Annotated in this window: 19 protein-coding genes; 12 read left to right on the top strand and 7 right to left on the bottom strand. The window is 69.4% G+C overall.

Annotated elements, in window-relative coordinates:
* Nucleotides 1-34: 34 nt before the first annotated feature.
* The 3 genes from ACGFY9_RS27330 to ACGFY9_RS27340 all read left to right on the top strand — a co-directional run bounded on the left by ACGFY9_RS27330 (nucleotide 35) and on the right by ACGFY9_RS27340 (nucleotide 4,656).
* Nucleotides 35-2,854, top strand: a complete 2,820-nt coding sequence (locus ACGFY9_RS27330; RefSeq protein WP_393758348.1) for an ATP-binding protein — start codon at nucleotides 35-37, stop codon at nucleotides 2,852-2,854.
* Nucleotides 2,855-3,055: 201 nt separating this feature from the next.
* Entirely contained in the window at nucleotides 3,056-3,847 is a 792-nt protein-coding gene (locus tag ACGFY9_RS27335; protein ID WP_366493857.1) for a serine protease, read from the top strand.
* A gap of 161 nt (nucleotides 3,848-4,008) precedes the next feature.
* Nucleotides 4,009-4,656 (top strand): LysE family translocator, encoded by a 648-nt coding sequence (locus ACGFY9_RS27340; protein WP_393758350.1) that lies wholly within the window; start codon nucleotides 4,009-4,011, stop codon nucleotides 4,654-4,656.
* Nucleotides 4,657-4,685: 29 nt separating this feature from the next.
* Here the strand turns inward: ACGFY9_RS27340 and ACGFY9_RS27345 are convergent, their stop codons facing one another.
* A complete protein-coding gene (locus ACGFY9_RS27345) occupies nucleotides 4,686-5,780 on the bottom strand; it encodes a winged helix DNA-binding domain-containing protein (protein ID WP_393758507.1) in 1,095 nt (364 codons plus the stop codon).
* 198 nt (nucleotides 5,781-5,978) lie between these two features.
* Between ACGFY9_RS27345 and ACGFY9_RS27350 the strand changes: the two genes are divergently transcribed.
* Entirely contained in the window at nucleotides 5,979-7,157 is a 1,179-nt protein-coding gene (locus ACGFY9_RS27350; RefSeq protein ID WP_393758352.1) for a magnesium and cobalt transport protein CorA, read from the top strand.
* A gap of 286 nt (nucleotides 7,158-7,443) precedes the next feature.
* Here ACGFY9_RS27350 and ACGFY9_RS27355 read toward each other — a convergent pair whose 3' ends face one another.
* From ACGFY9_RS27355 to ACGFY9_RS27365, 3 genes are all read right to left on the bottom strand, one after another.
* Nucleotides 7,444-8,673 carry a tyrosine-type recombinase/integrase gene (locus ACGFY9_RS27355; protein WP_393758354.1) on the bottom strand — a complete coding sequence of 410 codons (1,230 nt, stop codon included), beginning with the start codon at nucleotides 8,671-8,673 and terminating at the stop codon, nucleotides 7,444-7,446.
* A gap of 47 nt (nucleotides 8,674-8,720) precedes the next feature.
* Nucleotides 8,721-8,957 (bottom strand): helix-turn-helix transcriptional regulator, encoded by a 237-nt coding sequence (locus tag ACGFY9_RS27360; RefSeq protein ID WP_393758356.1) that lies wholly within the window; start codon nucleotides 8,955-8,957, stop codon nucleotides 8,721-8,723.
* A 321-nt stretch (nucleotides 8,958-9,278) separates the two neighbouring features.
* The gene (locus ACGFY9_RS27365; protein ID WP_393758358.1) at nucleotides 9,279-9,536 is read right to left on the bottom strand and encodes a helix-turn-helix domain-containing protein; all 258 of its coding nucleotides are present in this window, start codon (nucleotides 9,534-9,536) and stop codon (nucleotides 9,279-9,281) included.
* A 513-nt stretch (nucleotides 9,537-10,049) separates the two neighbouring features.
* Here ACGFY9_RS27365 and ACGFY9_RS27370 point away from each other — a divergent pair.
* The 5 genes from ACGFY9_RS27370 (at nucleotide 10,050) to ACGFY9_RS27390 (ending at nucleotide 15,460) form a co-directional block, all read left to right on the top strand.
* On the top strand, nucleotides 10,050-10,979 hold the full coding sequence (locus ACGFY9_RS27370) for a hypothetical protein (RefSeq protein WP_393758360.1): 930 nt from the start codon (nucleotides 10,050-10,052) through the stop codon (nucleotides 10,977-10,979).
* Entirely contained in the window at nucleotides 10,976-11,671 is a 696-nt protein-coding gene (locus ACGFY9_RS27375) for an ATP-binding protein (protein WP_393758509.1), read from the top strand. The genes ACGFY9_RS27370 and ACGFY9_RS27375 overlap by 4 nt, the downstream gene beginning before the upstream one ends.
* A gap of 94 nt (nucleotides 11,672-11,765) precedes the next feature.
* Complete coding sequence (locus ACGFY9_RS27380; protein ID WP_393758362.1) at nucleotides 11,766-13,085, top strand: hypothetical protein; 1,320 nt, start codon at nucleotides 11,766-11,768, stop codon at nucleotides 13,083-13,085.
* Nucleotides 13,086-13,394: 309 nt separating this feature from the next.
* Entirely contained in the window at nucleotides 13,395-13,736 is a 342-nt protein-coding gene (locus ACGFY9_RS27385; protein ID WP_393758364.1) for a plasmid mobilization relaxosome protein MobC, read from the top strand.
* Nucleotides 13,733-15,460 (top strand): relaxase/mobilization nuclease domain-containing protein, encoded by a 1,728-nt coding sequence (locus ACGFY9_RS27390; RefSeq protein ID WP_393758365.1) that lies wholly within the window; start codon nucleotides 13,733-13,735, stop codon nucleotides 15,458-15,460. The genes ACGFY9_RS27385 and ACGFY9_RS27390 overlap by 4 nt, the downstream gene beginning before the upstream one ends.
* Nucleotides 15,461-15,519: 59 nt before the next feature.
* Here the strand turns inward: ACGFY9_RS27390 and ACGFY9_RS27395 are convergent, their stop codons facing one another.
* The 3 genes from ACGFY9_RS27395 to ACGFY9_RS27405 all read right to left on the bottom strand — a co-directional run bounded on the left by ACGFY9_RS27395 (nucleotide 15,520) and on the right by ACGFY9_RS27405 (nucleotide 17,511).
* Nucleotides 15,520-16,182: a hypothetical protein gene (locus ACGFY9_RS27395; protein WP_393758367.1), complete on the bottom strand. Its 663-nt coding sequence runs from the start codon at nucleotides 16,180-16,182 to the stop codon at nucleotides 15,520-15,522.
* Nucleotides 16,183-16,289: 107 nt separating this feature from the next.
* Entirely contained in the window at nucleotides 16,290-16,742 is a 453-nt protein-coding gene (locus ACGFY9_RS27400; protein WP_393758368.1) for a hypothetical protein, read from the bottom strand.
* Between the two features lie 82 nt (nucleotides 16,743-16,824).
* Nucleotides 16,825-17,511: a DUF317 domain-containing protein gene (locus ACGFY9_RS27405; protein ID WP_393758369.1), complete on the bottom strand. Its 687-nt coding sequence runs from the start codon at nucleotides 17,509-17,511 to the stop codon at nucleotides 16,825-16,827.
* A gap of 540 nt (nucleotides 17,512-18,051) precedes the next feature.
* On the opposite strand from ACGFY9_RS27405, the gene ACGFY9_RS27410 reads away from it, so the two are divergent.
* From ACGFY9_RS27410 to ACGFY9_RS27420, 3 genes are read left to right on the top strand one after another with little or no spacing between them, the layout of a single operon-like run.
* Nucleotides 18,052-18,282, top strand: coding sequence for a hypothetical protein (locus ACGFY9_RS27410; RefSeq protein ID WP_067022411.1), 231 nt, complete (start codon nucleotides 18,052-18,054; stop codon nucleotides 18,280-18,282).
* Entirely contained in the window at nucleotides 18,260-18,772 is a 513-nt protein-coding gene (locus ACGFY9_RS27415; RefSeq protein WP_393758371.1) for a DUF6879 family protein, read from the top strand. The genes ACGFY9_RS27410 and ACGFY9_RS27415 overlap by 23 nt, the downstream gene beginning before the upstream one ends.
* A 27-nt stretch (nucleotides 18,773-18,799) precedes the next feature.
* On the top strand, nucleotides 18,800-19,645 hold the full coding sequence (locus ACGFY9_RS27420; protein ID WP_393758373.1) for a helix-turn-helix domain-containing protein: 846 nt from the start codon (nucleotides 18,800-18,802) through the stop codon (nucleotides 19,643-19,645).
* Nucleotides 19,646-19,727: the final 82 nt, after the last annotated feature.

Raw genomic sequence — 19,727 nt, forward strand, 5'->3', positions numbered from 1 at the left:
AATATTGGCCCGGACACGACACACGAGGGGAGCGGTGACCGTGCGACGGGACTTCAAGGAGCCTGCCAGAACGCGCCCCGACCTGGTCATCGGCCGGGAGGAGATGTTCAACGCCGCCCGTGACCAGCTCGCCGAGGGCGGCAGTGTGCTGCTCCACGGCCCCGCCGGAATAGGAAAGTCGACCGTCCTGCGGGCGTTGGCCGCGGAATACGGCGAGACGGCGCGGACCGTGTTGCGCTGCTCGGCCACGGAGTCCGAATCCCACCTCCCCTTCCTGGCCCTCGCCGACCTCCTCGGTCTGGTCCTGGACGAGGTGTCCGAGCGACTGCCCGCCGCGCAGCGCACGGCACTGGAATCCGCGCTCACCGGCCGCGGCGAGTCCTCCCTCCAGCGCGACGGACTCGCCCTGCGCCTCGCCGTCCTGTCCGCGCTGCGCGCCCTCGCCGCCGACGGTCCCGTGTTCGTCGTAGCGGACGACCTGCAGTGGCTGGACCCGGCCAGCGCGGAGCTCCTCGGGTTCGCCGCTCGGCGGCTCGGGGACACCCAGGTGCAGATGGTGTTCGCGGTGCGGACCGAGGGGCAGGAGTACGACCGGTATCTAAGCGCGTCGCCGCCGGACACCCTCGCGTTCCGGCTCAGCCCGCTGTCCCGGGCGCAGGTGTCGGCGCTGCTCGACCACCGCGGGTACACCGGGCTGCCGCGCTCCACGGTCCGCGAGATCCACCGTACGAGCGGCGGAAACCCGTTGTTCGCGCTGGAGTTGGGCCGCGCGCTGGCCGAGAACCCGACCCCGCCGAGACCGGGCGAGCCGCTGCCCGTGCCGACGTCACTACGCGCGTTGGTGCTGAGCCGGCTCGACATGCTGCCCGCCGAGGCGCGCCGCACCCTGCTGGTCGCGAGCGCGGGCGCCCGGCCCACGGTGGCCCTGCTGCAGACCGCGGGCCGGGAGAACGCGGAGGCGGAGACCGCCCAGGCGGCCGAACTCGGCCTGCTGGCAACGGAACCCGAGGCTCCCGCCGTACGGTTCGCGCATCCGCTGATCTCGGCCGCGCTGTACGCGGAGGCACCCGCGCAGGAGCGGCGGGCCGCGCACGCGGCGCTGTCGACCGCCGCCTCCGACCCCATCGAGCGCGCCCGGCACCTCGCCCTCGCGACCACCGGCACCGACCCGGAGGTCGCCGCCCGGCTCGCCGAGGCCGCGACCCTGGCCCGCGACCGCGGGGCGCCCTCGGTCGCCGCGTCGCTCGGGCTGCTCGCCGCCCGGCACACCCCGGGCGACAGCGTGCCGGGCCCGGACGAGCGCCGGTTGCAGGCCTCGGAGGACGCGATCACCGCCGGCGAGCTGGACCTCGCCCGGGACATCGCGCGCGAGGTGCTGACCCGGACCTCGGTGCCCGCCGAGCGGGTGCGGGCCTGGATCATCGTCATCGACACCGCCGGTCACTCCATGGCCGACGTCGACGCCGTCTTCCCGCAGGCACTCGCCGACGCGGGCGACGACCCCCGGCTGCTCGCCCTGGTCCGCTACCAACTGGCCTGGCGCGCCCTGCTGGTTGAGGGCGACTTCGCCGAGGCCCGGGCGGAGACCGCGCGCTCGGCCGAGCTGGCCGCACGTGCCGGTGACCGGCGCACCGAACTCCTCGCGCTCTCCTTCCAGGCGCAGACCGAGACCCTGATGGGTCATCCGGACGCCCCCCTCACCATCAAGCGCGCGCTGAAGGAGCCCCAGGATCCGAGGGTGGCGTGCCATCACAACGGCGCGGGCTCGGCCAGGTTCCGCTGGCTGGTGATGAGCGATCAGCTGCCCGAGGCACGCGCGACCATCACCGCGCTGCTGCGCGAGGTGCGGCGGCGCGGGTCGGTGGAGAGCGAGGTGCACTTCCTGCGCGGGTTCGCGGAGACCGAACTGCGCTCCGGGCACTGCGGCCGCGCCCTCGACCTGGCCCGCGAGGGCCTGCGGCTGGCCCGCGACTCCGGGATCGGCCAGACGGCGTCCGCGATGCTCACCGCGCTCGCCGAGGCCTCCGGCGGTGACGTCGAGGAGGGGCTGGCGCTGGCCCGCGAGGCGGTCGAGCACGCCGAGGAGGACGGCGACCAGATGTATCTCTCCCGTGCCCTCGGGGCCCTGGGGTACGCCCAGTTGGTCGCCGGGGACGCCCACGGGACCGTCCGCTCGCTGCGCCGGGTCCGCGAACTGGAGCAGGCCCTCGGGGTGACCGACCCGGCGCGCGGCCGCTGGCACGGCGACCTCGCCGAGGCCCTCGTCCGCGTCGGCGAGACCACCGAGGCCCAGGACGTCATCGACGTGACCCGCGAACGCGCGCTGCGCCTCGGCCGCGAGAGCGTCCTCGCCGTACTCGACCGCGCCGAGGCGCTCGTCCGGGCGGCACGCGGCGAACACGACGAGGCCGTCGCCCAACTGACGTCCGTCCAGGACCGCCTCGCCAAACTCGGCTACGGCCTGGAGGAGGCCCGCGCCGCCTTCGCGCTGGCGTCGCTGCGCACCGGCGGACAGCCCGGACCCACGTCGTACGACGAGGCGACCCGGCTGTTCCGGCGCTGCCGGGCGCTGCCCTGGCTGCGGCAGGTGGACGAGGCGGCCGTCACCAAGGCGCCGGAGCCGGCGCCCGTGCCCACGCCCGTGCCGACCCTCGAAGGGCTCGACGGGCTGGCCTCGATGGAGCGTCAGGTCGCCGCGCTCGTCATGGAGGGCGCCACCAACCGGGAGATCGCCGCCCGCCTGTTCATCAGCGTCAAGACGGTCGAGGCGACCCTGACCCGGGTCTACCGCAAGCTGGGGATCCGCTCGCGGGTGGATATCGTCCGACTGGCGGCGGGGCGCCGTCCGAACTGAGGACCCTACGGGTTTACTGTGCGGCGACCGAGGGTTTTCCCTGCCCAACTCCCCTAGGGGGTTCCCTCATTGGGAGCAGGGTGTTCCGGGTTCTAGCTTATGGGTGTGCCGCTCGCCCGGGCATACGGGGGTCGGTCCCGCGACCCCCGTTGCACCCCCCACACCCGCGCGACCCCCACCGGCAACCCAATGAGGAGACTCATGTTCGGGCTCAACCGCGCCAAGAGAACCACCGCAGTCGTCGCAGCAGCCGCCGCTGCCGCAGCGACCGCACTGCTCAGCGCCCCCACCGCTGTGGCAGCCCCCCAGCCCATCGTCGGCGGTTCCACGACCACGACGACGACGTACCCGTTCGTCATGCAGATCACGGACGCCTCGCAGAACCAGTTCTGCGGCGGCACGCTCGTCTCCGCGACCAAGGTGGTCACCGCCGCCCACTGTATGGTCGGCGAGACCACCAGCAGCGTCCGCGTGGTCGGCGGCCGCACCTACCTCAACGGTACGAACGGCACCGTCAGCAAGGTCAGCAAGATCTGGATCAACCCCAGCTACACGGACGCCACCAACGGCGACGACGTGGCCGTCCTGACGCTGTCGACGTCGATGCCGTACACCACGGCGAAGTACGTCGCCTCCACGGACACCTCGGTGTACGCGGCCGGCACCACGGCCCGCATCCTCGGCTGGGGCACCACCTCGGAGAACGGCAGCTCCTCCAACCAGCTGCGGACCGCGACCGTCCCGATCGTGTCCGACTCCAGCTGCAAGAGCTCCTACGGTTCGGACTTCATCGCGTCCGACATGGTTTGCGCCGGATACACATCCGGCGGCGTAGACACCTGCCAGGGCGACAGCGGCGGTCCCCTGCTCATCGGGGGCGTCCTGGCAGGGATCACTTCTTGGGGCGAGGGCTGTGCCGAGGCGGGTTACCCGGGTGTCTACTCCCGGCTGACCGCGTTCTCCAGCCTGGTGACCACGCAGGTCAACTCGTAACCCGGAAGAACTCCTGAGCACCCCTCAGGGAAATACCAGGGTGCGTTGCGGGCTTCCACGAGCAGCCCGCAACGCACCCTATCCATGTGCGAGCCACCGACCGGGCCCTAGAGCGGACCCCTCCCCGCCTGCTTCAATGAGCGCCGGATGGGAGTGATCGCATGGTGTCCACGGACCGTTTCGTCGCCTTCGCCGCGATGTCACTGCTGGTGATCGTGATCCCGGGACCCAGCGTCCTGTTCGTCATCGGCCGCGCCCTCGCCCACGGCCGCCGTACGGCGGTGGCGACGGCGATCGGCAACGTCTTCGGCTCGTACCTGCTGGTGACGGCGGTGGCGTTCGGTATCGGCGCACTGGTGGAGCGGTCGGTCACGATCTACCTGACGGTGAAGTTGGCGGGCGCGGCCTACCTCGTCTACCTGGGCGTCCAGGCGTTCCGCCACCGCAAGGACCTGAAGGCGTCCGCGATGCGAACAACTCCTGGGCGGGAGCCCCGAGGCGACCTCCGGACGGTCCTCGACGGAGCCCTGGTCGGCGTCACCAACCCCAAGGGCGTGGTGTTCTTCGCCGCCGTACTCCCCCAGTTCGTCAACCACTCCGCAGGCCACGTCCCGCTCCAGATGCTCCTGCTCGGCCTGATCCCCATCTCCATCGGCCTGGTCACGGACACCCTGTGGGGCCTGACCGCCTCGGCCGCCCGCACGTGGTTCGCCGGCTCCGACCGCCGCCTGTCCCTGATCGGCGGCGCGGGCGGCTTCACGATGATCGGCCTGGGCGTGACGGTCGCGGTGACGGGCAGAGCGGACTGAGCCTTCCAGAGGTCTCCGGTTTGGGGGTTCTACGGCTGTACGACCGTCCCGAACCGGATGTCGTACGACGTCCCCTTGTGCAGCGTGTCGAGCATCCGCGCCCCCTCGGCGACGACTTCACCCTGCTGAGCCTTGGTCAGCTTGCCGAAGGGCTCGACGACGAGGTGGCCGCCGTCGAGTTTCCAGACCCCGGCGAGGAACCCGTCGACGAGGAACGTGCGGTGAGCGACATTGCCCCACCAGGCGCGGCCCCAGTACTCGGGCGGTACGACCCGGGTGCGGTCGGCGTGGGAGAGGAGCAGGTTGTCGAACTCGGGCAGGAAGCGCGGCGGGGCCGGAGTGTCCGCGTCGGGCCGGGGCGCGTCCGGAAGATCGAAGAGTTCGACGCCGTTCGGATCGTAGAAGGTGACGAGCTGCGGACGCAGTCGCTCGAAGGCCTCGCGCAACCGCGTCAGCCCCGCCCAGGTCTGCATGTCCTTGACGGAGGCCGGCCCGAAGGCGGCGAGATAGCGCAGGACGGTCGCGTCGGGGGTGGGCGCGGGTTCGGCGGACCGCCCCAGCCAGTGCTCGGCGGTGGTCAGGGCCACCTGTCCGCTACGGCCCCACAGCCCGCGCGGGGTGACCTGGACGAGCGGGAGCTTGCAGCGGGCGGCGATCCCGAGGGCCTGCGGATCGGCGTCGGGCCACTCGACGAGGAGCGCCTCGCGCAACTCCTTCATGGTGCGCGGCTCGGCCTCGACGAGTTCACGGGCGAGTACGGCGAGCCGGTCCAGGTCGACACCGCCGAGCCCCTTGCGGAAATTGCCGAGCTCACGATCGCGGGCGGCCTGCACGAGCGGGCGGAGGGTGAGGCAGTCGGCGGCGGTGTGGGTGTGGATGGTGGAACGCATGGTGACGATCCGGACGACCTCGCGCTCGGCCATCAGCCCGGACAGTTCCTCGGGCGCGAATCCGTCGAGGCGGGCGGCGAGGGCGTAGTACGGCGGCTTGACGTTCTGGGCCTGGAGGCCGAGGAGATGTTCGACTGCGGCGCGGGCGGAGAGCGGGGAGCGGCGGAGGAGGAGTTGGCGGTGGAGGGTGGCGCGGTTGAGGGAGCGGGTGTCGAGTACGGGGGCCTTCGTCATGGTCGCCGCCTTGGTCGCCTTGGTCGTCTTCGCTGCCTTGGTCGTCACGCTCCGCACGCTAACGGTGATTGCGGACACCTTCTGTCCGCAACTCTCACCGAATCCCGGACCCCGATCTCACGCCCAGGTCGTTTGCCCCGTATATCCTGCTCGTGCTCCGCGATCACGCAGACGTAGGCCCGATCGAGAGGCACCGCGATGCCCCAGCGACGCGCCCGCCCCACCTCGAAGAACGGCAGAAACGGCAGTCCGAGCAGGACGTCCGGCTGGCGCCGAGCACCGGCCCCGCCCCCGGCGCCCGCACCCGAGCCCCCGGCGTCCACCGCCGACGCGTCCCCCTCGGAACCGTCCGACGCGGGCAGCGTCGTCCAGGCCGCCCTGTACCGGGACGGCGTGCGCGTCTCGGCACCGGACACCCTCGCCGACACCTTCCGCGAACTGCGCGAACAGCCGTCCGGCATGGCCTGGATCGGCCTCGCCCGCCCCACCGAAGGTGAACTCCTGTCCCTGGCAGCGGAGTTCGACCTCCACCCGCTGGCCGTCGAGGACGCGATGGAGGCCCACCAGCGCCCGAAACTGGAGCGCTACGGCGAAACACTGTTCGTGGTCCTGAGCGCGGCCCGCTATTTGGACACGACAGAGGAGGTCGACTTCGGCGAGCTGCACGTCTTCGTGGGCCCGGACTTCGTGATCACGGTGCGGCACGGCGCGGCTCCCGACCTGTCGGCGGTCCGCCAACGCATGGAGGAATCCCCGGAGTTGCTGAAACTCGGCCCCGAGGCGGTGCTGTACGCCATCCTCGACGCGGTCGTCGACGGCTACGCGCCCGTCGTCGCCGGCGTCCAGATCGACATCGACGAGATCGAGACGGAGGTCTTCCGCAGCGAACCGCAGGTCTCCCGCCGGATCTACGAACTCTCCCGCGAAATGGTCGAGTTCCAGCGCGCCACCCGCCCCCTGGTGGGCATGCTGCACAGCCTGATGGCGGGCTTCGCGAAGTACGGCACCGACGAGGAACTCCAGCGCTACCTCCGCGACGTGGCCGACCACGTCACCCACACCAGCGAACAAGTCGACGGCTTCCGCCAGGCCCTCACGGACATCCTCACAGTGAACGCGACCCTGGTCACCCAGCAACAGAACGCGGAGATGCGGGCGTTGGCGGAGGCGGGGTTCGAGCAGAACGAGGAGATCAAGAAGATCTCTTCTTGGGCAGCGATTTTGTTCGCGCCGACGTTGGTGGGGACGATCTACGGGATGAACTTCGATCGGATGCCGGAGTTGCACTGGGTACTTGGATACCCGTTCGCAATCCTACTGATGGCGGTGGTATGCACCAGTTTGTACGTCATCTTCAAGCGGAAAGACTGGCTCTGAGCAATCGCCCTCGGAGGCGCTCCCGGGAGTGACTGCGGCCCGGATCGCGGGCTCCGACGGCGCCTCCGAGGCCGCTGGGGAGAATCTGGGGAGAATGAGCCGCGCTCCAATCTGCGCGGTCTCCTGCGATCGCGGGCGTTGACCTGCGGTTGCCTCGCCGCTGAAGCGCAGGCTGGCAGCATTGATCGGCACGGAGAGTAGCCAACTTCCCTTGTGGAACGCCGAAACGGGTGGGCACAGCAGATCGCTGTGCCCACCCGTTTCGTGGGTTGTGCGGAGAGGACGTCTACGCGGCCAGTGCAGGCTGGCCGATCAGGGCGTCGATGGCGCCTCGCCCCTTGCCGCCGGCCTCCGGCATGAAGTGGGCGTAGTAGTCCAGGGTGATCGTCGGGCTCGAATGGCCGAGCCAGCGGGCCAGGGTGACGACGGACTCGCCCGCTTCGAGGATGACCGAGGCGTATGTGTGCCGGAGCACATGGAAGCCGTCCTTGCGCGACGCCTTCCACCGCTCTCCCTTCTTCTGCCGCATGGGGATGACGCCGGCGGCGGCCAGGGCAGGCTTCCACACCTCTACGTTGAAGATGTTCGCGCGAAGGGCGTTGCCGTACGTCGTGGTGATGACGAGCGGGAACTTCTTCGTCTCCCGGTCGGGCTCCGGGCCGCCCCACGGCAGCTCCACCTCGACCGCCGGGTACTCCATGAAGTACTGGGCCAGGGCCGCCGCGACCGACGGAGGCATGTCGACGACGCGGGTCTTGCCGCCCTTCGGCAGGGTGAAGTACAGCCGCCCGCCGAGGAGTTGGACCTGTCGGCGGATGCGCAGCACTCCACGGGCGAAGTCAACGTCCTCCGGCGACAAACCGAAGACCTCACCCTGCCGCAGCCCACAGCCCAGCGCGAGCACGACGGCAATGCGGTAGCGCGCGTTGATCGCGTCCCGTACGCGCTGCGCGGTCTCCAGGGGCCAGGCTTCCCTCTGGTCCTCCGGCGCCTTGGGCCACCGCACGGACTTGGCCCGCATCGGGTTGCGCACCAGGCGCTTGTCGTCGATGGCGGTCTCGAAGATGTTCGAGAGCGAGCCGAGGATCTGCCGGGCGTATCGCGGTGACAGTTCCTTCTCCAGCGCGGCGATGTATCCGCGCAGTACCGCCGGGCTGATGTCCCGCAGGGCGACGGTGCCCAGTTGAGGCTGGATGTGGAGGCGGACGCGTTCGTCGATGCGTTTGATCGTGCCGGGCGCACCGCGAACTCCCGTCTGCCAGAAGCGTGTTACGTAGTCGTCCAGCGTGATGGAGCCGTCGCGGGGATCGACGAACTCGCCACGTTCGCTGTCGGTGCCGGCCCTGCGCAGCCACGCCTTGGCGTCTTCGAGCACGTCGAAGGACTTGTCCCGGACACCAGGGATACCGGCAACTCGGTACCGGGAGCCCTTGCCGTAGCGGGTGGTGCGTTCCCGCTTGCCGGTGTCGGGGTCCTTCTTCTTCTTGATCCAACGGTCTTCTATGTAGCCGGCCAAATACTTCCCTCGATGACAGGTTGCGTGCGATAGGAGTCAGCCCGGGGTCAGGCGCCCGTGGCGTAGTCCGAGCGTTTCTGCGGTGCGGCGCCCAATGGGCTCAGGGCCGTATTGGAACGCGAGTCGGCCTGCTCCTGTTCGCGGATCCAGGCGTCGAGCGCTTCTATCCGGTACATGACGCGACCACGCGGCCCCATCCGGAAACTGGGCGGGCCGTTTCGGCGATGCCGCCAGACGTAGAGGGTGTGCGGGGACAGGCCGAGGTATTCGGCGGCGTCTTTCACGCTCAGGAATGCCTGGCGCGTTGTGGGGGTGGCATCCGGAACTTGGGTAGAACGCGGCTTCGGAGCACAAGGCGGGCGTGCAGGCATGGTTGGCCTCCGTGGGCGTGGCGGGGGGGTGCGGTTGGTCTGCCAAGCGGCGCGACATTGGAAAGGGGCGCTCGTCGCCGGGCGTGGTCGGCAAACACCATCAATGGTGCGGAGGATCCCCGGTTTCGGTAACCGGGGATCTCGTGCTATATGCCCCAGCGAGTACGAGCCGTACGGCCCAGGGCAAGCACTCGCCGACGGTCCCTGGACTGTGAATCCAGCTCTGGAAGCAGGTCAGACGAGTCTTGGGTCTCCGAGGAGTACTGAAGGTGCGACGTGCAGTGCCTCGGCGAGAGCCACAAGGTCGTCGATGTCGCACCGGCGCTGAACGCGTTCGACGCGAGACAGCATGGTGTTGGACATCGGGTGGCCAAGTGCGGTGACGTGGCGGGCGAGTTGGCGTTGCGACAAGCCGTGTTCGGTGCGGAGGATTTCGATGGTGCGGGCCGCCCGTATTCCTGCAGGGCCGATTTCCAATGAGCGTGCGGGCATGGCTCCAGTTGTAGCGTCCATTCGCCGGTTTGGTTAACCGGCGATCGTGGTCTATGTTCCCCCCGAGCCGGCCACATACGGAGCGGTTCCCCGCGCTGACATGACCCGAGAGCCGTCGCGCCGATCGCCGCTCAGCGACTCCTGCGACATGGGGTGTTGTGTTGTAGCTTGCCCGTCGCCGACACGTCAACGGCTTCCCGATGTGATGCTTCTGGCTTGGAAACCGGCACAACTATTTGGTCAACCGGCGATCGTGCCTTACCGTTTTGCCACCGCCTTCTACCGCCTGCTTTTACGGCTACCTTTCTGCCGTAAGAGATTGCGCGGGATGGGGCTGGACTTGTGCGACCTGGGTGTGGCTATGTTGACGACACCCCCGGAAAGCGCGAGCGGCCATCAGCGCGCCCCGCGCCGCCGGGCCGGTCAACTCCCCCACCCCGTACGCCCGTACCGCCGATCGACGGTGAGCCGTGGGCTCCTGCCCACCTGCAACCGAGTGAGGACCCGCCCCTCTTGGCACGAATCCGCACCCTCAAGCCCGAAGCTTTCGTCTCCGAGTCCCTGGCTGCTGTCTCGCTGACCGCCGAGCGCACCTTCTTCGGCCTGCTCACCCAGGCCGACGACCAGGGCCGTCATCGCGACCACGCCGCCATCATCGCCGGGCAGCTGTGGGTCCTGCGCCCCGAGCACACCCCCTCCGACGTCGAGACGGACCTCGCCCAGCTCGCCGACGCCGGTCTGATCTGCCGCTACACGGGCCCGGACGACAAGCGGTACCTGCACGTCGTCACATGGCACCAGCATCAGAAGATCAACCGGCCGAGCGTGAGCCGTCTGCCCGGCTGCCCTCGCCACAACGGGCCGTCCGGCACCCGGCCGATTGCCGCCGCACCGGTGGCGGAGGCGAGCGTCACGGAGTCCGCACCGTTGCCTCACGGAACCCTCCGTGAGACCTCCTGCGAAGCGCGCGAGCCTGCACCGCATTCGGGATCTGATAGGAAACCGGCAGGTCAGAACGATTTCACGGAGCCCTCCGTGAGGGAGTCAGGAACCCTCCCCGCATCGGCGGTGACGCCTCACCGTCCGGATCTAGGACCTAGGACCATGGATCTAGGAAATACCCCTTCGGGGGGCGCAAGCGCCCACACGCCCGACACCCTCTCGGCCAGGGAGCTCCTTGCCGAGTACGTCAGCGCGTGCAACCACCGCCCACCGGACGACGTCCTGAAGCGTCTCGGCGGACAGGTGCGCAAGCTGCTCGACGAGGGCATCGCCACCGACTACCTCCGGGCCGCTCTGAGACTCCATCGGCTCAAGGGCCTGTCCCCGAGCGTCCTGCCGAGTCTCGTCCACGAGGTCATGAACGCCGCGCCCGTACCAGCCACCCACAAGGCATGGACGAATCCCGCCGATGTCGACGCCGCCTACGGAGGTGACCTCTGACCGCCATCCTCACCCGCGAGCCCCACCGGGTCGGCCCGATCGCCGACCGGCTCAACGGCATCCTGGCCACGCGCGGCATCGACCCCGCGGTCACGGCCCAGGAACCACCCGCCGAGCCGGTCACCGCTCTGGAGCTCGCGGACGCCCGCATCCCCGCCCGCTACCGCCGCGCCCTGGCCGACCACCCGCAGATCACCGCCTGGGCCGACCGGATCGCCCGCGCCGGACGCCCCGGACCCGGCGGACCGGGCATTGCCGAGGGCCCGTCGCTGCTGATCGTCGGCCCTACCGGCACCGGCAAGACCCATCAGGGATACGGCGCCGTACGCGCCCTCCTCACCCGAGGTGTCCGCTTGCGCTGGGAAGCCACCACCAGCGCCGACCTGCACGCGCGGCTCCGTCCCCGCGCCGGCCACGACGGCGAACGGGAGCTGCAGACGCTGGCCCGCTGCCCGCTGCTGCTCCTGGACGACCTCGGCGCGGCCAAAACAAGCGAGTGGACCGAGGAGTTGACCTACCGGCTCATCAACCACCGGTACGAGCACATGCTCCCCACCCTCATCACGACGAACCTGCCGATCCCCGAGCTGCGCACCGCACTCGGCGACCGCGTCGCCTCCCGCCTCGCCGAGATGACCGAACGCGTCATCCTCACCGGACCCGACCGACGCCGCACCGCGCCCACCGCCTGACGGCAGCCCACGTCTCCCCCCTCGCCCTCACCTCACCCCGCCGCCCACGCAAGAGGCATGCACTCGCTCGCGTGGACCCTTGGAGAGCCTCTGCATGACCCCTGGCACCACCGCACTCATCAGCGCCAACGGCACCGGCATACCCGCCTGGCCGCACTGGATCCCTGCGCCTGTGCCCGTCGCGGTCCTGGTCGCCGTCGCCCTGTCCGTCGCATGGTCCATACGGCAGCGCCTACAGAATCGGGACCCCGAGCAGCGCCGTAGCACCGCCGCGGTCCGGGTCGCCGCCATCGCCGCCATCGGCTGTACCGCCTACAGCGCGGACACCAGCTGGCGGTTCGCCGCCGACTATCTCGACATGGGCAGCAGCATCGAACGGGCGGCGATGTTCGCCGCCGCCGAACTCGCGCTGTTCTCCACCGCCCTGCTCGCCCGGGCAAACCTCAACGGCCCGAAGCAAGCACCCGGTATGCCCGGCACCCTCACCTGGGTGATCACCGGCGTGCAGATCGTGCCCGCCTACGCCGAGTCCGGGCTGGTCGGCGGAACCGTGCGGGCCTTCGTCGGCCCGGTCCTGGCAGCCCTACTGTGGCACCTGGCCATGGGCATCGAACTGCGCCACCGCACCCCTGACGCCGACTCCCGCAGCCTGACCGCCGTCATCGCCCGACAGGCACGCGAACGCCTTCTGGCACGCCTCGGGATCGCCGACCGGGATGCGGACGCCGCCCGGATCATCCGCGACCGCGCCCTCGACCAAGCCGTCACCCTGATCCTCCGGGCAGAGACAATGACGCCCAATCAGCGCACCAATTGGCGAGGCCGGCGCCTCACCCGCCGCCTGCACCAGGCCCTAGAACAGGCCGATGTCGACCGCGACGAGCGCCAGGACGAGTTGCTGCTGCGCAAGCTCGCCACCCGCCAACAGGCCCTCACCCTGGCCTCCATTCCGCTGCCCCGGCGTTGGCCCGCCCTCGTCACGGGCAGGACGGTCAGCTCTACGACTGCCCGCCCGCGCGCCGTAGCGACGAAGCGGGCCGAGAATCCGGGCCGCCCGTCCGAGAGCGACGCGGGCGATGACACCGCCCACCGGGAGCCCGAAATCCGCCCGCACCAGCCCGCCCGCACCACCACGAGCCGAGAACCAAATCCGGGCAAGGAACCGTCGGATGCCGATCCGGGCAAGGCCACGCGGGCGAAGCCGAACCGCCCGGGCCCCAGACCGCGCGCGACACGGGAAGTGCTCACCTCCTACGCCCACCGAATCCACGGCGAGACCGGACGTCTCTCCCGCGATCTGCTGGAAGACACCGTGCGCGAGGACGGTTACAGCGTCGCCAGCGACACCGCCGGGGAGGTCGTCCGCACCGTCAAGGCCGAGCTGAGGGCCGCTCACGCCGACCATCCCCACTGACCCGCTCCGACCTCAACACCCAAGGAAGAACACTCAATGCACGGCTCGAACCACGAACTGCCCACAGTCCAAAGGGAGATGACCATCTCAGCGCCATCGGGAGCAAGTTGTACCGGAAGCGATGCTTCCGGGGTTCCCGCCCCAAGGGTGGCGGGAACAGCCCGGCGCCAGGGGGCACCGGGCACTCAGACTGCGACCGAGGGCGGACCGCAGCAGGGAGTAAGGCGGCAGGCCGAGTCCGTGTCGACCAGACGTCAGCGCGTTCGTCTGCCGAAATCGCGCAAGCGACTGAAGCAACCCAGCTGCCGTATGAACGACACCGAGTTCCAGCGATTCACCGACGCCGCCGCCCACTGCCAAATGTCCAACGCCGCCTTCCTCGCCTACGCCGCCGACAAGGCCGCCCGCGACCTGAACCGCACCGCCGCCGAGATCGCGACGGAACGGGAAATCATCAACGAGCTGTTCGCCGCCCGCCGACACCTCGGCCGTATCCACGGCCTGTTCAACCAGGTCGCCAAGGCCCTCAACTCCGGCGCCGACGCACCCCACCTGGACGCCATGGCCCAGGCCGTCGGCAACGCCGCCCGCCGTATGGAGGACGCTGCCGATGCTCTGCTCGCCCACCGCGACGGTGGTGCCTCTGCGTGATCCCCAGCATCCACAAGCGCGGCAGCGAGACGATCGGCCTGATTCGCTACCTCTACGGCCCCGGCACTGAAGAGGAGCACATCGACCCGCACCTGGTGGCCGCCTTCGATCCGCTCACCCCTGACCCCGGCCGCGACTCGAAGGCGACCTACGAGCAGCTTCAGCGCCTGCTCGACCAGCCCGTCAACGCCCTGCCCGCTGGCAAACGCCCCGAGAAGCACGTGTGGCACCTGTCGGTGCGGGCTGCCCCGGAGGACCCGATCCTGTCCGACGAGGACTGGGCGGCCATCGCCCGCCGCATGGTCGCTGCCACCGGCATCGCCCCCGACGGCGACGAGAAAGCCTGCCGATGGGCAGCCGTCCGCCATGCCGACGACCACATCCACATCATCGCCACCCTCGTCCGCGACGACGGCCGCCGGCCCCGCCTGCACAACGAGGCCCGCCGCGCCCAAGCCGAATGCCGCCGCATCGAAGCCGACTACCGGCTGCGCCGCGTCGCACCCGGAGACGGCACCGCCGCCAAACGCCCCACCAGCGCCGAACGCCATAAGGCGAAGCGCCAGGGCAGGGAACAACCGGCACGCGAGGAACTGCGCGAAACCGTACGCCGCGCGGTCGCCGGGGCCACGAGCGAGGAGGAGTTCTTCGACCGCCTGGCCTCGGCCGGCCTCCTGATCCGCAAACGCGTCGCGCCCTCCGGCGACCTGCTCGGCTACAAGGTCGCCCTCCCGGACAACCGCAACGGCGAGAAGGAGCCGGTGTTCTACGCGGGCTCCACCCTCTCGCCCGACCTGTCCCTGCCCCGCATCCGCAAACGCTTCTCCGGCGACAGCGACGCCGCCGACCAAAGCGACAGGGCACCGTCCGACCGAGCCTCCGATACCGCGCCAAGCGGTCCGGCCACTGCTCGGCGCCGGGCGGCTACGGCGGTGTGGCAGGCGGTGCTGGTCGTCGACGACGGCGAGGACGGCCAGGTGGCCGCGAGCATCGCGGCGGCTGGGGAGGTCCTGGATGCGCTCGCCAAGACCTCCGCGGCCCACACCCGCCATCAACTGCGCGAGGCTGCCTTCGTGTTCGAGCGGGCCACCCGCTCCCACGTCCAGGCCGAGCGCGGCCACGACCGGGCCCTGCGACAGGCAGCCCGCGACCTCGTCTACAGCGGGCCGGCGCTCGGCCGCGGGGAAGACGGGGCGACCACGGCGATGGTGATCGACATGGCGTTCTTCCTCGTCACCGCCGCGGCCCACTGGCATGCGAAGAAGGGGCATGCCCAGCAAGCGGTTGCCGCCCAGGGTGCCGCCGAGCACCTGCGCGCCGCTTACCAAGCCGCCGCCGGTGTTCCGTTGGGGGTGCTGTATCAGCGGGGTCGGCGCCTGCCGCAGCCCCTGCGACAGAGGCAGATCGCCCACCTGCGTCAGGCAGTGCCGGAGCTGGCGGATCAGATTCTCGCCGAACCGGGCTGGCATGCCTTGGCCGCCACGCTCGCCGATGTCGAGAGCGCCGGCCACGACCCGGCAGCGCTGCTGGCCGAAGCCGCTGCGCGGCGGGAGCTGGGCACCGCCGGTTCGATCAGCGACGTGCTCGTGTGGCGCCTGCGACGCATGGCCGACCTACCCGCCGACGCCACCACGATGCCCCAACACACCACCGCCGCGGCAAAGAGCGGAGGTACTGCCCGGCCCTCGCCAAGCCGACACGACGGGCCGCGCAACGCACGGTAATCCGGGACATACGCCGGTGCCCCTCTGCCAAAGCAGAGGGGCACCGGCAAAGCGGGTGGTCAGGAGGCGGACTGCACCTTGGCGACCGCCTTCTCCAGACTGACATCCACAAGCCCCGTTGAGCCGGAGACGACCACCAGGACGTTGCCGACTCGGACCGCCGTCTGCTTGACGACGCTGCGCTGCCCGCCGAGCGAGTAGGTGAGCAGCTGGCTCCACCGCTCGTCACCCAGATCCGGTGCGGCCGTCTTCTGAGTGCCCATGTCGATGATGGTGCTGCCCGAGGCAACCTGGTACGTGGGGCAGGAGACCATCGCGTCGAAGATCTGCCCGATGCCCTTCGACAGCTTCGCGGCGCCGTCGCTGTACAACTCCTCGGAAAGCGCGGACTCGCTGCCGCCGACGTAGGCGAAGGACGCCTTCGCCTTGCGGGAGAAGTCAAGGCCGGCACCGGTCGCCGCGTCAGCGCCGAGCTTCTCCAGCGACGGGCAGCCGATCACGCTCACGTCGTCGTGCACGGCGGGGCGCTGCGGCGTGCGGGCGTACCCCTCGCCCAAGTCGCCTTCGTCCAGGAGCCGCTTGGCCAGCTCGGCCGAAGACAGCGGGGCTGGCATCGAGGCGTTCTCGGACGGGGCGGACGCCGGGTCGGCGGAGGAGATGCTGCCGATCGAGCAGCCCTCCAGGGCCAGGACGGCGAGGGCGCTCAGGCTGAGGACGGTCATGGTGTGAAGACGCAAATGAACCCCTAAGTGGCCTGCGAAACGGACGGGTTGACCAAGCCGGGCCTCCGGGCACCGGCAGCGAGAAGGGGCGCAGGGGATCCGGGGGTTCAGTGGCCGAGGTGGCGCAGGCCCTCTTCGAGGGTGGGGTGGAACCGGTCGATCGGACCGGAGTTGCGGTTGTACCAGGCCGCATCCAGGCCGGGCTCCTTCGTCTCGTGGCCAGCCCGGCAGCGCAGCCATATCGAGTCGTCGCGCATGCAGAAGACGATCCAGTCCCGGTACACGCCGCACTCGGGGCACGTACGAACCTCGCCGCCGATGACGAGCGGCTGCTCCCAGCGCCTCATCAACCCGGCCACTTCCTGGCGGGACGGCACCCGCAAATCCGGCGGCGGGAGATCACTCACCGCCGATTCCTCCGCGTCCGATGCTGGAACCGGTGTGGTCGGCACGGGGAAGTCGCCCCACGGCTGTGTGGCCTGCAACTGCAGGAGCAGCGCGTGGCTGGCACGCTGGGCCTCGCGGAATGCGCGGTCCTCGCGAGCGCGTCGAAAGAACAAGATCTCTTCCTCTCTGTCATCGGACGGACGCAGGGAATGCGCCGCATACGTCCGACCTGCGGTTCCGTCAGGGCGCGGATCGTCAACTGCGGTGGACGACTGTGAGCCGTCCCTCAGCGATCTTGGGCACGCTGTGGCGGGGCACCGGGACTGGTGAGGCAAGCGATGACGCGAACGCGGCGACCAACCCGTTCGGAACGCTGGCGCTGAAGCTGGCACACCACAGGTACGGGGTGCCGAGAACAGGCTCCGCCCACGCCTGCCATCCCGACAGGTCAGGGCCCGGGTCGGCGTCCTGAATGAGCGGTGGCATCAGCTCCAGGGAGACGCAGCCGGAGAGCCCGGGGTCCGTGGCGGTGGTGCGGGGGCGATCCACGTCGCGGAGCCAGCCTTGGGCACTGAGCGCGTTCAGCACCGTCTCGGCCCCGCCGAAGTCGGTGTCGGGTGCCTCGCAGGCATCAATCGCCACGAGGAAATCGGCGAGCGCCTCATACGGGACGCCAGTGGTGAAGTACGCGTTCCACTCCGTCATCGCAGAGTTGGCGTGCGGACGTGCGCTCAACTGCCAAGCAACAGGCAGTCCGCCCAGCTCGAACGGATTGGCCGCGAGGGTCCACTCGGCACCACGCAGGTTGTCGGGGCTCACATACAACAGGGTGTGGCGGGAAGTGGGCCACATGCGCCAGCCAAGGCTGGCCAGGGTGTCGCCGATCCGCTCGGCGAGCGCACCGTCGTCCCCAGCCAAGTGACGTGGAGTGACCCAGTACACCGGGTCCGGCGAATCGGGATGGGAGGGATCGCTGGGATAGTGCGGGTGCAGGGGCGCCTCCGTGCCTCGGGATAGGTTACTGACCGTCGTTGACCTGGGGTTTCGGACGGTCGTTCAGGTTGACATGCCAATCCGCAGAGCGCCAGTGGTTTCGCGATCTTCCCTGTCTGCCTCCGGCGAACTGGCGTCCGTCGCCATCCAATCGAGGCGACCAACAGCGAACCCAGCCGTACGAGAGACCCAAGTTGGGGGCGTAAACGCGTCACAGGTGTTCCCTGAGGGAACAGACAGGGCGTTCCCTCAGGGAACGGACGGTGCGTTCCCTGGAGGAACGATATCCGTTGCCAGGGAAGGGCGGACAGCAATCAAATCCGGCCATCCCTGGGGTGTTGCGGCCGGTCCGCTCTTCGTCGCTCTGACCCCGGCCTCGTAAGGTCAACTTCCGTACTCCTGGCAAGTTTCGGCAAGTTCCTAGCCCCACGGCACAGCCACGGGCAAGCTCTGGCACAGAGATCGTTACCGGCATCCGAGGAGGACATCATGGCCCTGCGTAAGCTCGGTAAGGACCCGGAGAGTCCCAGTGGCGGCTCCCCCACCATCTACCTCGACGAGGAGAAGGACAGCTACCTCGTGCAGGGGCTGAAGGTGGAGGACATCGAGCGCCTCGGGCAGATGGACATCCCCGGCCATGAGTCGGTGGTGGAGATCCCCCGGCGCATGGTGCAGTTCTTCCTGGAGGTGAAGAAGGTTGACGAGGACCCCGACGTTTGAGGAACTGTTCCGCGACTGCCAGCGGACGGCCCTCCATCTGGAGATGCGCGACGCCTACATGAAGTCGGACCCGGCCTTCATCGACTGGAAGGCCGGCATCGCACTCGACCCGGCCGAGCGCTGGGGCGACTGGCACAGCATCGTCACGGAGGCGACCTCGCGAAGCGTCGAGGTCCGCCGGGCCCGCGTCGTCTCGACTCCTGTCAGCGAGTACATCCGCTTCGAGTACGACGTGACGGACGGACTCAACATCGCCGCCGGCGAAGACGTCCGCTGGCTCTCCCGGCGAAATACAACGGGCCTCGCCCTTCCAGGCAACGACTTCTGGCTCTTCGACTCCAGCCTCGTTCTCGTCAACCACTTCGACGGTGAAGGCGAGAACATGGAAGTGGAACTCACGGACGACCCCGAGGTGGCAAAGCTCTGCGAGTCGGCCTTCGAGGCCGTGTGGGCGCGGGCAACACCGCACACAGAGTTCCAGCCGGTCTGACAGCCCGAACAGCACCGTCGCAGCGACATGACATCGCCATCTTCGAGCGTTCAGGAAGCCCGCAGGGCTCTTGGTAAACGCCTGAGTGAAATCCGGCTCGAAGCCGGGCTCACCAAACGAGCCTTGGCCAGCAGTCTCGGCTGGCACGAGTCGAAGTGTTCGCGCTTCGAGAGCGGCACACGTCCGCCCTCGGAGCGCGACCTTCGCGCGTGGGCTGCTGCCTGCGGTGCGGAGAGCACAGCCGAGGATCTCATCTCGACAGCCCGCGGCATCGAGGGCATGTACGTCGAGTGGCGCAGGTTGGAGCGCACCGGCCTGAAGCAGGCCCAGGAGTCCGTCCTCCCCCTGTGGGAACGCACCCAGCGCTTCCGCTTCTACTCCCCGTGGCTCATTCCCGGCCCCGTGCAGACGGCCTCGTACATCACCGCACTGCTCACCTCAATTCGCAACCGCCGCGGCCTCATTGATGACGTGCCGGCGGCCGTCAAGGTACGTGTGGAGAAGCAGCAGATCGTCTACGGCAACCACACGTTCGCGATCCTCCTGGAAGAGGGAGCACTCCGAAAGCGCATCGGCGGAACAGAGGTGATGGCCGGCCAACTCGGCTATCTGCTCAGCGTTATGGCGCTGCCGTCGGTGAGCATCGGCATCATTCCTGAGGACGCCGACCGTTCCGGCCTCTGGCCCGTCGAAGGCTTCTTCCTGTACGACGACCACACGGTCCACGTCGAACTCGTCTCGGCCCATCTCGCCGTCACGCAGAAGCACGAACTTGCCATGTATGCCCAGACGTTCACGGATCTGGCCGAGCTTGCTGTCTACGGCTCGGCGGCGCGCGAAATCATCACGGCGGCCATCGAATCCCTGGGGTGAATGCCGGGCAAGTTCCGGCACACTCGTAGAGCCCCTCCTGTCGCCCTTCTTAGCGTTACTGGCACGGCCGGAAACGCGCACT

This window comes from Streptomyces sp. NPDC048504 (genome assembly GCF_043200035.1).
In the GTDB taxonomy this organism is placed as follows: Bacteria; Actinomycetota; Actinomycetes; order Streptomycetales; family Streptomycetaceae; genus Streptomyces.